This is a genomic window from Pseudosulfitobacter sp. DSM 107133 (genome assembly GCF_022788695.1).
GTDB lineage: Bacteria > Pseudomonadota > Alphaproteobacteria > Rhodobacterales > Rhodobacteraceae > Pseudosulfitobacter.
In genome coordinates this window covers 243,993-257,064 of sequence record NZ_CP085155.1, presented here as the reverse complement: position 1 = coordinate 257,064, position 13,072 = coordinate 243,993, and the positions used below count along the sequence as shown (strand labels likewise).

The following is a 13,072-nucleotide window of genomic DNA, read 5'->3' as shown; positions in this document are numbered from 1 at the left end:
CGGCCCCTGACATCTTTGTCAGGGGCCGTTTCTTGTTCAGATAAGTCTGGCAATCGCTTTAGAACAAATCGACATGTGCAGCAGTCACATCACCCAGCTGGGTCCCGATCAGCGTGAATGTCGTGCCTTGATCGGCAAATACGACATCATTGCCAGACTGCGTCAGATGCGACTGGAAGGTCTCAAAGCTGTCATAGCCAAAGTTACGCATACCCAACTCGTCCCAGTCTTCGAAATCGACGATCGTGGTGTTGCCACCAGCGCGGAATTCAAAGTGGTCCGACAGGATACCGCCCATCACAACATTGGTCCCGCCGTCGACAATGATAGTGTCATGGGTGCCCTGCGCCTTGACCCAGGCAGTCAGATCGGCCGCGGTGCCCAGTTTAAACTCTCCCGATTGGGCAAAGCCTTCGACCACGCCCGCACGGGTGCCGCCGCCTGACAGGAAATCCAGCCAGCCCTGCAAGCCACCCGCATCCGCGGCACGGTCCAGCACGTTCTGGTACAGCAGCTCGACAAAGCCCGCATCATCCAGCGCACCATAGGTGTTCTTGAATTCGCGGCTGTTCACGAAACCGTTCACCATCGTGCCGTAGGTCGTGCCAGATCCCAGCATTTCGGCCCAGCCGGCAAAGCCACCCGCGTCGGGGTCGCGGTCCAGCGTGGCGCGATAGACGCGGTAAATCTCGTCGGTCCAGTGGCTTTCCGACTGGCTGAGCGCAAATTCCGCCGCAGCCTGCGCCGTCGACAGCTTGAACTCTTTCGATTCCGAAAAGCCCAGAACAACGCCGGCGCGGGTTGTGCCTGCGGCCATCGCGTCCAGCCAGCCCTGCAACCCGCCCGCATCCGCATCGCGGCCCAGCACGTTCTGATACAGAAGGTTTACAAAACCGCTGTCATCCAGCGCGCCATAGGTGTTCTTGAACTCGCCACTGTTGACGAAACCGTTGGGAAGATTGGTCAGGGTCTGCGTGCCTTCGTACAGATTGGTCACCCAGCCTTCATAGCCCACAGCATCGGGCGCGCGGTCCAGCGTCGCCTGATACATCCGGTACACCTGCCCCGCGATGTCGCCTGTCAGGTTGGCCTGGATGCCGTCGCCATAGACAAAGTCATCGCCGCTTTTGATGTCAAATTCCTCGGCACCCAGGGTGCCCGCAAGACTGTCGCCAAAATTGCTGCCACGCACTTGCTCGATGTTGCTGAGCGTATGGGTAAAGGCAGCGCCCTCCCACATGCCGGTGGCCACCCCTTTTTCAAGGTCCACCTTGACGCCCGAGGTCATTCCGCCACGGTCATAGCGCACGCGGTCGATGCCGTCGCCGCCATCAATGGTGTCATTGCCACCGCGTCCGATAAAGCTGTCGCGCAGGCCGCCGCCCAGCAGGCTGTCGGCAAAATCGGTGCCGCGCACTTCGATGCGCCCTGTGGAGGTTCTGTTGATGGTGTCCTGAAACCCGAACCCGTCATTGCTGATGATCCCGGTGCCCAGATCGACAACCGCGCCCTGGGTGGCGTGCTGATATTGCGCATCACTGCGCAGGTCGATGCGGATCAGCCCCCCGAGGGAGTCGAGAACGAAACTGTCATTGCCGCGTCCCCCTGCAACCTGCACAAAACCGTCTTCGGCCACGGTGACGTTGATCGTATCGTTCAGGTTGCTGGCAAGAACGCCAAGGCCGTCAGCCTGCATCGCGTTCTGAATATCAAGGATCGTGGTGGTCCCGTTCACCCCTTTGTTGATGCTGCCTGTGTTGGCCCGGCCATCCAGCATGATCACCTGCCCTGCGGCATAGGCCAGATCATAGTGCTGCACATCGACGTAGCCGTTGACGATATCCCCCAGATCGACCGTGTCGTTGCCCGAATGCGCATTAACCTCGTCAAAGTTGGTGTTGTCACCGGGGTTCAGGTAATCGTTGCCCGAACCGCCAGACAGGAAATCGTTGCCATTACCGCCAAACAGGCTGTCGTCGCCGCCATAGCCACGCAGGGTGTCGTCACCCATACTGCCAGTGATGCGGTCGTCACCATCACGTGTTCCGCGTACTTCTTCGATGCCCGAAATGCTGTGGTTAAAGGCCTGACCATTCCAGACACCAGTCGCGGTGCCTGCGGCCAGATCCACGGTCACGCCGCCATCAATCCGACTGCGGTCATAGCGCAGCTGGTCAATGCCGCCGCCCGCGTCCAGCGTGTCGTTGCCACCCAACAGAATAAAGCGTTCGTTGCGAGCCGATCCGGTGATGTTGTCGTTGAAATAGGTGCCGCGAATTTCCAGTCGGCCCGGACCGTCGGTCAGGGAAATCTGGTCGATCCCGCCAGTTCCGTCGTTTGAGACAGTGCCAGTAGCCAGATTGACCACGGCACCTTGCGTCGCAAGGCCACCGCCGCCGAAATCAAAGGCCAGCCGAACGTCGCCGCTGAGTGTAATATCGAAGGTATCATTTCCACCCCGCGCCGTAAGCTGCATCCAACTGTTGGCGCCGCCATCAACGACAAAGCTGTCCGCCTGATCGCTGCCCTGCAAGGTCAGTCCGCCTTCGTTGGTCAACACATTTCGAACGCCCAGAAAGGTGTCGGTGCCCTGCCCCGATTTGACTACCTGCCCTGTATTGGCCGCGCCGTTGATTGTCGCGGCAATCGCATTTGACCTGAAGTAAGCGATTTCGCTCCACGGCTCGGCGCCAATTCCACGAAAGTCGATGGTGTCGTTTCCGCCTGACCCGATAACCAAATCACCTTCGACAGGTTGGTTCGCAACGATTATCGTATCATTGCCCGCCGCCCCCTCCAGCCGGTCCTCGAAACTGGATCCGGTGATGGTGATGTTTGATGTCACACCTTGAAAAAACCGATCAAGATCAATTCCAATGTTGGACATGGTCGCGTCAACGGTCACATTGTCGGTGCTGAACAGTGCCGACAACAGCGCATTGTTGCCCTCGGCCCCTGCCGCGATTGCTGCGTCGAAAGTGTCGGCCTCAACCGACAGCCCCGTGACCGTTGCAACCTGTGCGCCCGTGCCTGTCACCGTGCTAAAGCCGGTCACCGTGCCGCGAAAACCAGACTCGGCCGATGCGTCCTGAACAAAATTTGTACCGTTGATCGTTGTGACAAATCCGCTTGTGTTATCACGCACAACAATGCTGGTGCTGTTAAACGATGTGACGTCGATATCCCCAAATGTATCTTCAAGAATATCAAACGTGTTTCCGAAAAATTTAATGTTAATCATATGTTCCCTCTTTAGATAAAAAGCGGGTTTTTCTCAGCCCGCTGTACAAAAAGGTTGGTCTCCCCGTGCACCCAACCTGTCGGAAGCGGGCCTAAAAGCCCGCGAAAAATTCAACCTGTTCGCCGGTAAAGTCGGCAATCTTCATATTCTCAAACGTAATCTCGGTGTCTTGACTTGCGAACATGACATCCGCGCCCTGCTGGCTTAGCGCGTTGCGGAAATCGACGAAATTGTTGATGTCGTTGTAACCGTTCAGCTGAAGCACGTCCCAGGCCTCGAAGTCGACGATGGTGGCGCGACTGGGTTGATTGCCCTCGAAGACAAAGACATCTGACAGCAGCCCGCCCATCATCACGTCGTGGCCCGTGCCCGGACCGCCGATCAGCTTGTCCTGGGGTCCTTCGACAAGGTCCACGTCCTGACGGCCCTGCGCCTTGACCCAGGCGGTCAGATCGGCCGCGGTGCCCAGTTTAAACTCTCCCGATTGGGCAAAGCCTTCGACCACGCCCGCACGGGTGCCGCCGCCTGACAGGAAATCCAGCCAGCCCTGCAAGCCACCCGCATCCGCGGCACGGTCCAGCACGTTCTGGTACAGCAGCTCGACAAAGCCCGCATCATCCAGCGCACCATAGGTGTTCTTGAATTCGCGGCTGTTCACGAAACCGTTCACCATCGTGCCGTAGGTCGTGCCAGATCCCAGCATTTCGGCCCAGCCGGCAAAGCCACCCGCGTCGGGGTCGCGGTCCAGCGTGGCGCGATAGACGCGGTAAATCTCGTCGGTCCAGTGGCTTTCCGACTGGCTGAGCGCAAATTCCGCCGCAGCCTGCGCCGTCGACAGCTTGAACTCTTTCGATTCCGAAAAGCCCAGAACAACGCCGGCGCGGGTTGTGCCTGCGGCCATCGCGTCCAGCCAGCCCTGCAACCCGCCCGCATCCGCATCGCGGCCCAGCACGTTCTGATACAGAAGGTTTACAAAACCGCTGTCATCCAGCGCGCCATAGGTGTTCTTGAACTCGCCACTGTTGACGAAACCGTTGGGAAGATTGGTCAGGGTCTGCGTGCCTTCGTACAGATTGGTCACCCAGCCTTCATAGCCCACAGCATCGGGCGCGCGGTCCAGCGTCGCCTGATACATCCGGTACACCTGCCCCGCGATGTCGCCTGTCAGGTTGGCCTGGATGCCGTCGCCATAGAGGTAATCACTCCCCGACTGCCCCAAAATCACATCCGCCCCGAAGTCACCCGAAAGGCTGTCGTCCTCGCTGGTGCCAACCATAAAGCGCGCCAGACTTGACGTGGATTGCAGCAGCTCGGTCAGCGACACAGTCGTCGTGCCGCCCCCTGCTGCCTTAACGCGCACCTGTTCGACGTCGCCCAGAACAAACGTCACATGCAGATCGCCGTGGGACATCTCGATGCTGTTGTTACCACCATAGATTGCGCTGAAACCGGCAAGGTCGGACTGGCTGAGGCCGGGGACATTGGTGGACATGCGCACCACTTTGGTCAGATCCAGTGTGTCGGTTCCGCCGCCGCCAAAGAATTCGAAACGTCCAAAGACGTCACCCGCAATGGCGGTGTTGGCGGCGTTGTCGCCCAGAACAACAGCGCGCTGCGCGGTGTTGATCTCGACGGCTTCGACGGCTTCGAGATCAATCCTATAGTTGAAATGGTCCTCCAGCTGCCGCCCCGACAGGCTTTGATTGTTGAAATCCGCCACCACCTGCTGCGAGCCAAAATCGTAAACTCTGACGGTGTCAAAACCCGCGCCGCCGTTCACGCGCACCGGCGTATCACCGCTTTCCAGCCCGAACTGTCCCCCGAAGAACAGGGCGCTGTCATTGCCTGCCCCCAATTGCATCACGATCTGGTTGGCGTCCGCAAAGTCGCCATCGGAAAAAACGTCGCGGTCATCGCCAGAGGTGCCTTCGATGATCAGGTTGTTGAACAGCGGGTCGACCTCGTCCAGCGCACCGCTTGTGCGGATCAGCTTGGTGCCATCGGCGGCGGTCAACGAGATGCTGTTTATTTCAAGATCGGGTTGCTGGCTGAGGCTGACAAAGCCTGCGGCGGTCTTGTCCAGCTCGTCCAGGTCCCGGACAAGGTCAATGATGTCGCCCAGACTGTCCGCCGGAAAGCTGCCGTCGATACGGAACTGTCCCCCTGCGGCCGAGATGCGCAGACCGTCATTGTCAAAGGCCAGATCAAAGAGCGTTGTGCCATTGTCCACGATCCGCAGCCCGCCAAGGTCGAACTGGCGCAGGATCTGCACGGCCGTGTCAAGATCCACCCCGTCAGCGACATTGTCCAGTTGCGTGAGGAAGTCGAAAATGTCCTGAAGCGACGTTGGCAATACGCCAAGCAGTGCAACCGACTGGTTGCCCGAACTCAGCGTCAGCGCGCTGGTGGCAAAGTTCAGTGACAGAACATTCTGCCCGCCTGCATAGATCCGCATGGTGTCGAAAGCACCGGACGCCACGCCGTTTTCCAAAGCCTGGTCAAGCTGGTCCATATTGTTGATCTGGTCCAGCCCGCTGCCGGTCAGCACCGCACCGTTGGTGGTGTTGCCCCAAATAATCTCGTTCGCCTTGATGCTGGTCGGATCGCCGTCCAGTGCGGCGCTGGTCAGGCTGCCGTCAGACCCCAACGCGTCAATCTGCGCCTGAAAATCCAGCTCGAATGCATCGATGGCCGCTGTGTTGAACAGGCTTGAAACGTCGCTGTTTTCCGAGTTGATCAGGGAACTGATAAAAAGATTGGGGCGCGTCATTAATACGTCTCCGTCATCTGGCTGCCGCAGTAAGCAGCGAAAAAATGAATTAGTTCTGTACAGTTGCAGGTTTCTACCGGAACACTTTAGGCATGATTCCGCTGATGAAAACACCTAACTGGGCTCTGCGGGGGATTTACTACCTATGCGTGTCGCTCCTTGTTCTCGGATGGCTTACGGTGCCGGTTAGGGCAGAATGGAGCATTTACGCAGGAAGTGGCGCCTATTGGCATCATGGCGATGCGGTGAACGGTGCGGTCGACCAGTTTCTTGGACGTCCGCCCGGATCTGGCGGTGGCGGTGCGGGCCACGGGGGCAGCCTGGGGGATTCGGTGTCGGCCAACGGGCCTGTGCAGGTGCAGCGTCATCACGCGCTGGCGCTGCGGTGGCACCACGCAACGGCAGTGACACCGCGTCTGGACCTTGTGGGGTCGGTGCGGCTGGAATACGGGCGCACGCGCTATTTTATTGCCGACGGCGTCGGGGTGCTGCGTGATGATCTGACGGTCGATCTGCATCATCTGGCGCTCAGCCCCGCAATGGCCTTGCGCGCCGCGCTTCCCGATCTGGGCAACTGGCGCACCGACCTTAGCCTTGGTCTGGGGACAGATATGATACGGGCACGCAGCCATCTCGGTTCGGCCTTGCTGGATGTAAACCGCACGGAAGGTTTTCGTGAAAACTTTGTCTTTCTGCGCATTGACCTGGGCCACCGCCGCCGCCCCGCCGACCGTGTGGTTCTGGACATGCAATGGCGCGACAGCTTGGATTTCAGCCTGCGGCTGGGGGCCGAACACCGCTTTTAGACGGGTAACAGACAGGGCAAATGTCGCAATCGGCCAAAACCGGCCTGTGCGCGGGATGACCACGGCACCCGTTCGCCGGTTTCGACAACTCGTGACTCAGAACAGAATTTTCACCTGGAGGGGTTGATAGACAACCGTTCGAGCGCAAGCTAAACCCGATATGGCAAATGGAATTCGAGGTGGTGAAGTGACAGGATCTTTGGCAGCAGGCGTCTCGGAAAAACTCAGAGGCAAGCGGATCTGGGTGGCAGGCCATAACGGTATGGTCGGCAGTGCCGTGCTGCGCCGTCTGGAACGCGAAGACTGCGAAGTTCTGACCGTGGGCCGCGACGGCTGCGATCTGATGAACCGTGCCGAAGTCGAAGACTGGATGGGCGCCAACAAGCCCGACATGGTGGTCGATGCGGCCGCCAAAGTGGGCGGCATTCTGGCCAACGACAGTTATCCGGTCGATTTCCTGTACAACAACATGGACATTCAGAACAACATCATCACCACCGCCCATAAGGTCGGGGTGGAAAAGCTGTTGTTTCTGGGGTCCTCCTGCATCTACCCCAAACTGGCCCCGCAACCGATCACCGAAGACAGCCTGCTGACCGGCCCGCTTGAGCCCACGAACGAATGGTATGCGGTTGCCAAGATCGCGGGGATCAAGCTGTGTCAGGCCTATATGCGCCAGTACGGATCACGCTTTGTGTCGGCGATGCCGACCAACCTGTACGGCCCCAATGACAACTTTGATCTGCAATCCAGCCACGTCATTCCGGCACTGATGCGCAAGGCGCACCGTGCCAAAAAGGCGGGGGAAAGCGGCATGGAAATCTGGGGCACCGGCACGCCGCTGCGCGAATTCCTGCATGTGGACGATCTGGCCGACGCCACCGTGTTCGTGCTGGCGGAATACGAGGATTTCGAACACATCAACATCGGCTCGGGCACCGACCAGTCGATTGCCGACGTGGCCCGTTTGGTGATGGATGTTGTGGGCCTGCAAGGGGAGCTGCGCCACGATCTGACCAAACCTGACGGCACCCCGCGCAAGCTGATGAGTGCGGCGAAATTGCAGGCGTTGGGATGGACCCCCACCATCGGGTTCAAAGAGGGGCTGGCCCAGACCTATCAGTGGTTCCTTGAGAACGTCGAGGACTGACAAAAAGACAGGGCTAGGTCAGGATCATGTCATCGCTGATCATGTCCAGAGACGTCCGCACAAAAGTGACCTCGACCCCCTGATCGTCAAACATCACATCCGCGCCCGACTGAACCAGATGGGCGCGCACATCTGCGGCATTTGCATAGCCGAAGTCGTTGAAATGCAACTGGTCCCAGGCCTCCAGATCCAGCACCGTGTTGTGGCCGTCCTGTGCTGCGTCAAAGACAAAGGCATCTGTCAGCGCGCCGCCCGCCAGAACATCGTCGCCTGCGCCGCCGACGATCACGTCATGCACGCCCTGCCCGGCGATCCAGTCGTGCACAGACTGCTCTGTGTCACGCTTGAATTCCGCGCTTTGCACGAATGCGGTCACCACGTCGACACGCGTCCCGCCCTGCGCCAGCGTTTCCAGCCAGCCCTGTCGGCCAGCTGCGTCCGAGTCCCGGCCCAGCACGTTTTGATAAAGCAGCTCGACAAAGGCCCCGTCATCAAGGTCGCCGTAGACTGTGCGAAATTCCGTCGAGTTCACAAAACCTGCAACAGCCGCAGAAAAGGCCGTGCCGTTGCTCAGTTGGTCGCTCCAGCCATCAAAGCCTGCACGATCCGGCGCGCGGTCAAGCGTCGCCTGATACAGACGGAAAATGTCGTCGCTCCATGTCGCCGGGGTGCGCATGGTGGTAAAACCGGTTGCGGCTGCGTCGGTGGCATTGGTGAATTCGCGGCTTTGCGAAAAGCCGACGACCGCCTGCGCGCGCGTCATGCCATCGTCGTCAATGCGCGACACCCAACCGGCGCGCCCGCCCGCATCCGCTGCGCGGCCCAGCACGTTCTGATACAGCAGATCGACAAAGGCACCGGTATCGAGGTTGCCATAGGTCGTCTGAAACTCGGCCGAGGCGACAAAGTCCGACGCCACATTTTCCAGCGACCGCGCGCCGTCGAACAGCATCTGTGTCCAACCGGCATGGCCTGCGGAATCCGGCGTGCGCGCCAGCGCCGCCTGATACAGACGGAACACCTGCGCCGAGATTTCCGGCGCATAACCTGCCGCAAAACCGCCCGCATAAAGCGCGTCATTCCCCGGCCCGCCAATCAGCAATTCACCCGAATGGGCAATCTGCGGAACGGACGGGAAAAGCACCTCTAGCGAGACCGTTTCATCGTTGAAAATCACCTGCTCGATGTTGGCAAGCCTGTCGACCCCCGCGCCCGAGCGGACTTCGATGGTTCCATCGTCGCCACGCGTCAGCGTGGCATCGGCGCGGGCCATGTCATATTGCACCGCATCCAGCCCGCCACGGCCGTCGATGGCATTGTCGCCCGCGTTGCCAATCAACAGGTCCGCGCCGTTGTGACCGGTCAGCGCGATGTCACCCGCCCCCAACGCGCGCAGGCTGCCTGCCGCGCTGTCCAGCGTTGTGTCAACCGAGGTCAGCACCACATCCGCGCCCACAAGATCAAGCTTGCCATTGCCCCCCGACAGATCAACGCGCAGGGCAATGCCGCCCAGCGTCACGCCGACATCCGCAGCGGCTGACAGTTTGATCGCATAGCCACCTTCGGCGGCGCTGCGCGTGCTGCTGCCTGCCGCTGAAACCGCGACATTGCCGCGCCCCTCGCCAATCGAATAGAAATCGTCGCCGTCGGTGTCATCATAGACAACGCCGGTCAGGAACACCGACGCGCCGCTGAGCGCGAAATTCTCGGTCACCATGCCGGCGTTGTAATTCTTGCCGTTCGAGGTAAAGGCCCCTTCCTGCTGCGACACCCCGATCTCGCGATAGAAGTCGTGCAGCATATTGACCCGATGCCCCTTGCTCAGGAACAGGTCGCGGTGGTGATGCTGTTCCATCAGCGTATCGGTGTCGATAGGTCCGGTCGATCCGCGCCAGGTGATGTTTTCGCCACTGGCATAGCGGCCGGCAAAGGTATAGCCCGCCGCCGCTATCCGTTCACCCGGCGACGATCCGTCGACGCCGGTGTGGCTGAACGTGTCGGTGGCCAGCATCCAGTCGCTGTGCGCTTCGGCGGCGGCATTCAGCAGGTCATTGGGCGCAAGAACCTGACGCGGCGTGCCGTCCAGCGTGCCGGGGTCCAGCCCGTCGTTCAGATCAATGCCAAAGCGCGCGGCCTCGGCCTCGGGGTCAAGACGGGCCCGGTTGATCATCTCGATCAAAAGCTGTTCGGCGGCGGACAATGTCATTCGTTTCCCTTCGACGCTGGTTTCCTAAGGTAGATGTCTTAAGAAAACACCACGGTCCAGTTATCGGCGATAATCTGGGCCGGATTATGCCCAGTTCGGGCTGGTTTGACGGTTTTCCGCCACGATCCTGATCTGCGCTGCCCTGTTTGCCGATGCGAACGCGTACCGCTTGCAGTCCCACAGGTTTTGCGCCACCACTTTGTCATGTCAGTCAGCCCCCCACCCCGCGTCACAATTGCACTGTGTACCCGCAACGGTGCCGCCCATCTTGGCGCGCAACTGGACAGCTATGTGGCGCAGACCCACGGCGATTGGGATCTCTGGGTCAGCGACGACGGGTCTGATGACGCCACCCGCGACATCCTTGAGACCTTTGCGCGCAACCACGGCGCTGGCCGGACGATCCGCATCATTGACGGACCACAACAGGGGGTGGCCGCGAATTTTCTGTCCTTGCTCTGTCACCCCGACCTGCCCGCGCAGCCGGTTGCGCTGTCTGATCAGGACGACGTGTGGCTTCCCGAAAAGCTGGCCTTGGGTCTGCGTGATCTTGGCGGCGCTGCGCCGTGCCTGTACGGCGCGCAAAGCGTGCATGTGGACGAAGACCTGACGCCCATCGGGCACAGCCTGGGCGGTGGCACGGCGGGCTTTGGCAATGCGCTGGTGCAAAACATCGTGTCGGGCCATTCCGCAATGATGAACGCCGCGGCACTGGCGCTGGTGCGCGCCGCGGGGGTGCCCGGCGGCATCCCCTATCATGACTGGTGGCTGTACCAGTTGATATCCGGTGCCGGCGGGCATGTTATCGTGCGTCCTGACAAGGTTTTGCTGTACCGTCAACACGGCACAAATACGATGGGATCACATCAGGGCACGCGTGCGCTGCTGACCCGTCTGGGACAGCTTCTTGGCACTACCTTTGGCGGATGGGTCGCGGCCAATACGACGGCCTTGCGCCGGTGCGAGACCGTGCTGAACCCAAGCGCCCGCACCGTTCTGTCGGATTTGCAGAGCCACAAACGCGGCCCTGCCCGCCTGCGGGTTTTTCGTCGGCACGGGATCACCCGTCAGGGACGGCTGGGCACTGCTGCGCTGTATCTTGCCGTTCTGCTAGGCCGCGTTTAGCGCCGCCATATTGCGTTCGTGTTGCGCGATGCCCGCTTCGATGTCGTCGAAATACTCCAGCTTGCCATCGTTCAGCACCGCAGCAGCGTCGCACAGCTCGCGCACCTGAGCCATCGCATGGGTCACGACAACCGCACCCGAAGTTTTCAACCGTTCGAGAAACACCTGGCTTGACCGCGCCCGAAAGGCTGAATCGCCCACCGCGGTCACTTCGTCTACCAGGTAGGTGTCAAAACCGATGCCCATCGAGACACCAAAGGCCAGACGCGATTTCATGCCCGAGGAATAGCTGCGGAACGGCAGCCGGAAATGTTGCCCCAAACCGGCAAAATCCTCGACGAACGCTGTCAGATCATCGGTATCCACACCATAGATGCGGGCCACGAAACGGGTGTTTTGCGCCCCCGTCAGTTCCGGGTGGAACGATCCGGCAAAACCCACGGGCCACGAGATTGTTCCGGTCGAAATGATCCGCCCCGATGTCGGCGTCAACGTGCCCGCGATCATCTGCAACAGGGTGGATTTACCTGCCCCGTTGCGCCCCAACAGCGCCACCGATCTCCCCGTCGGGAAAACCGCATTGATGTTGTCGGCAACGTATTTATGCTTGCCCTCAAGCGAGAAAATCTTGGTCACATTCTCTAAACGGATCATTGCAAAACCTCAGCGGCGGTCCCGCACGGAAACGGTCACCAGCGTCAAAACCGACCAGATCAGCGTCAGGAACAAAGTGACCAGCGCAAGGATCGTGAACCGTTTGGGGTAAACCGCCGTTTCGGCTTTGGTGGGTTCCAGATAGGCGGCCAGATAACGCGTTTTACGACGCGATTCCGCCACGGCCCCATCATAGCTGGCCAGCGCCGAGACGTAGGATTTTTCAGCAAATTCGCGGTCAACCACCAGACGTTCATAATTGCCCAGAAGGTCCGCAAATGCGGTGCCGTCATCACCGGCGCCGCCAACCCCCAGTTTCTTGCGCTCCTGCGCGATACGGTTCTCGATCACCTCAAGCCGACGGGTGGCCTGTAACAGACGGGGGTCTGACTCGTTCACACTGCCGCGCAACAAATCAATCTCGATCAGGGTCTGGGCCTGTTGCGCTTGCAGGTTTCCGATCAGGCCCGACTGTGTCTTGATGTCGATCTCGGGATTAACAATTTGGTTTTCATTGCGAAACCTGGTCACAACGGCGCGCGCATCCTTTAGCCGGACAAGCGCCTCGTCAAGTTCTTCGCGCGCATAGCGAATTCCGTCCTGGCGGGCAATGTCACTCAACTCGTTGATCATGTCCGAGCTTTTTTCGAACAGGGTACGGCTGATGGCAGTTGCGTCCTCGGCGCTGAACGCCAGAACCTCGACTTCGATCAGCCCCGCCCCTGCCCCGTAGGAAATGCGCACCATACGGTTCCAGTAATCCAGCAAATCTTCAATCGGGGCGTCAGGGTCGACGGCAAACACAAAGTCGTCCTTCGGCTTTGACCACTTTCCACGCAGATCAAGTTCGGCGTCGATATCCGCGACAAGTTCCTGACTTTGGATGAATTCATACAGAATATCCGTATCGGACGAGCTGGAATTCGAAAAATTCGTTAGTCCGCCCAACAACTCGAAGGTCGAGCTTGCGTCTTCGCGGCGCACCGAGAAGCCAACCTTGGACGCATATTGATCGACCGCCACGCTGTAGAGATAGACACCTGTCACAACACTGGGCACCAGCACGCAGATCAAGAAGCTCAACAAGACCCCAAAGTGCCGTTTGCGCGCAAACGCCTGC

The 13,072-nt window shown here is 59.7% G+C and carries 8 protein-coding genes; 3 read left to right on the top strand and 5 right to left on the bottom strand.

The window, feature by feature from the left end; translation table 11 throughout:
* Positions 1–58: 58 nt before the first annotated feature.
* On the bottom strand, positions 59–3,241 hold the full coding sequence (locus tag DSM107133_RS18975) for a DUF4214 domain-containing protein (protein WP_243253606.1): 3,183 nt from the start codon (positions 3,239–3,241) through the stop codon (positions 59–61).
* A gap of 91 nt (positions 3,242–3,332) precedes the next feature.
* Positions 3,333–6,011 carry a DUF4214 domain-containing protein gene (locus DSM107133_RS18970; protein ID WP_243253605.1) on the bottom strand — a complete coding sequence of 893 codons (2,679 nt, stop codon included), beginning with the start codon at positions 6,009–6,011 and terminating at the stop codon, positions 3,333–3,335.
* A 104-nt stretch (positions 6,012–6,115) separates the two neighbouring features.
* Between DSM107133_RS18970 and DSM107133_RS18965 the strand changes: the two genes are divergently transcribed.
* Together DSM107133_RS18965 and DSM107133_RS18960 are read left to right on the top strand one after the other, a co-directional pair.
* A complete protein-coding gene (locus DSM107133_RS18965; protein ID WP_162792120.1) occupies positions 6,116–6,817 on the top strand; it encodes a hypothetical protein in 702 nt (233 codons plus the stop codon).
* A 187-nt stretch (positions 6,818–7,004) separates the two neighbouring features.
* The gene (locus tag DSM107133_RS18960) at positions 7,005–7,967 is read left to right on the top strand and encodes a GDP-L-fucose synthase (protein ID WP_275890957.1); all 963 of its coding nucleotides are present in this window, start codon (positions 7,005–7,007) and stop codon (positions 7,965–7,967) included.
* 13 nt (positions 7,968–7,980) lie between these two features.
* On the opposite strand, the gene DSM107133_RS18955 is transcribed toward DSM107133_RS18960, so the two are convergent.
* The gene (locus tag DSM107133_RS18955) at positions 7,981–10,173 is read right to left on the bottom strand and encodes a DUF4214 domain-containing protein (protein WP_114294778.1); all 2,193 of its coding nucleotides are present in this window, start codon (positions 10,171–10,173) and stop codon (positions 7,981–7,983) included.
* Positions 10,174–10,377: 204 nt separating this feature from the next.
* On the opposite strand from DSM107133_RS18955, the gene DSM107133_RS18950 reads away from it, so the two are divergent.
* Entirely contained in the window at positions 10,378–11,298 is a 921-nt protein-coding gene (locus DSM107133_RS18950; protein ID WP_114294777.1) for a glycosyltransferase, read from the top strand.
* Here DSM107133_RS18950 and DSM107133_RS18945 read toward each other — a convergent pair.
* Together DSM107133_RS18945 and DSM107133_RS18940 are read right to left on the bottom strand one after the other, a co-directional pair.
* Positions 11,284–11,952, bottom strand: a complete 669-nt coding sequence (locus DSM107133_RS18945; RefSeq protein WP_114294776.1) for an ABC transporter ATP-binding protein — start codon at positions 11,950–11,952, stop codon at positions 11,284–11,286. The two genes, DSM107133_RS18950 and DSM107133_RS18945, sit on opposite strands and share 15 nt — an antisense overlap.
* A 9-nt stretch (positions 11,953–11,961) precedes the next feature.
* Positions 11,962–13,035: a capsule biosynthesis protein gene (locus tag DSM107133_RS18940; RefSeq protein ID WP_240310621.1), complete on the bottom strand. Its 1,074-nt coding sequence runs from the start codon at positions 13,033–13,035 to the stop codon at positions 11,962–11,964.
* Positions 13,036–13,072: the final 37 nt, after the last annotated feature.

What these genes read in the sequence shown, in the direction of transcription:
- DSM107133_RS18950 (WP_114294777.1), top strand. Translation starts at nt 10,378, where the DNA reads ATGTCAGTCAGCCCCCCACCCCGCGTCACAATTGCACTGTGTACCCGC.
- DSM107133_RS18945 (WP_114294776.1), bottom strand. Translation starts at nt 11,952, where the DNA reads ATGATCCGTTTAGAGAATGTGACCAAGATTTTCTCGCTTGAGGGCAAG.
- DSM107133_RS18975 (WP_243253606.1), bottom strand. Translation starts at nt 3,241, where the DNA reads ATGATTAACATTAAATTTTTCGGAAACACGTTTGATATTCTTGAAGAT.
- DSM107133_RS18955 (WP_114294778.1), bottom strand. Translation starts at nt 10,173, where the DNA reads ATGACATTGTCCGCCGCCGAACAGCTTTTGATCGAGATGATCAACCGG.
- DSM107133_RS18965 (WP_162792120.1), top strand. Translation starts at nt 6,116, where the DNA reads ATGAAAACACCTAACTGGGCTCTGCGGGGGATTTACTACCTATGCGTG.
- DSM107133_RS18970 (WP_243253605.1), bottom strand. Translation starts at nt 6,011, where the DNA reads ATGACGCGCCCCAATCTTTTTATCAGTTCCCTGATCAACTCGGAAAAC.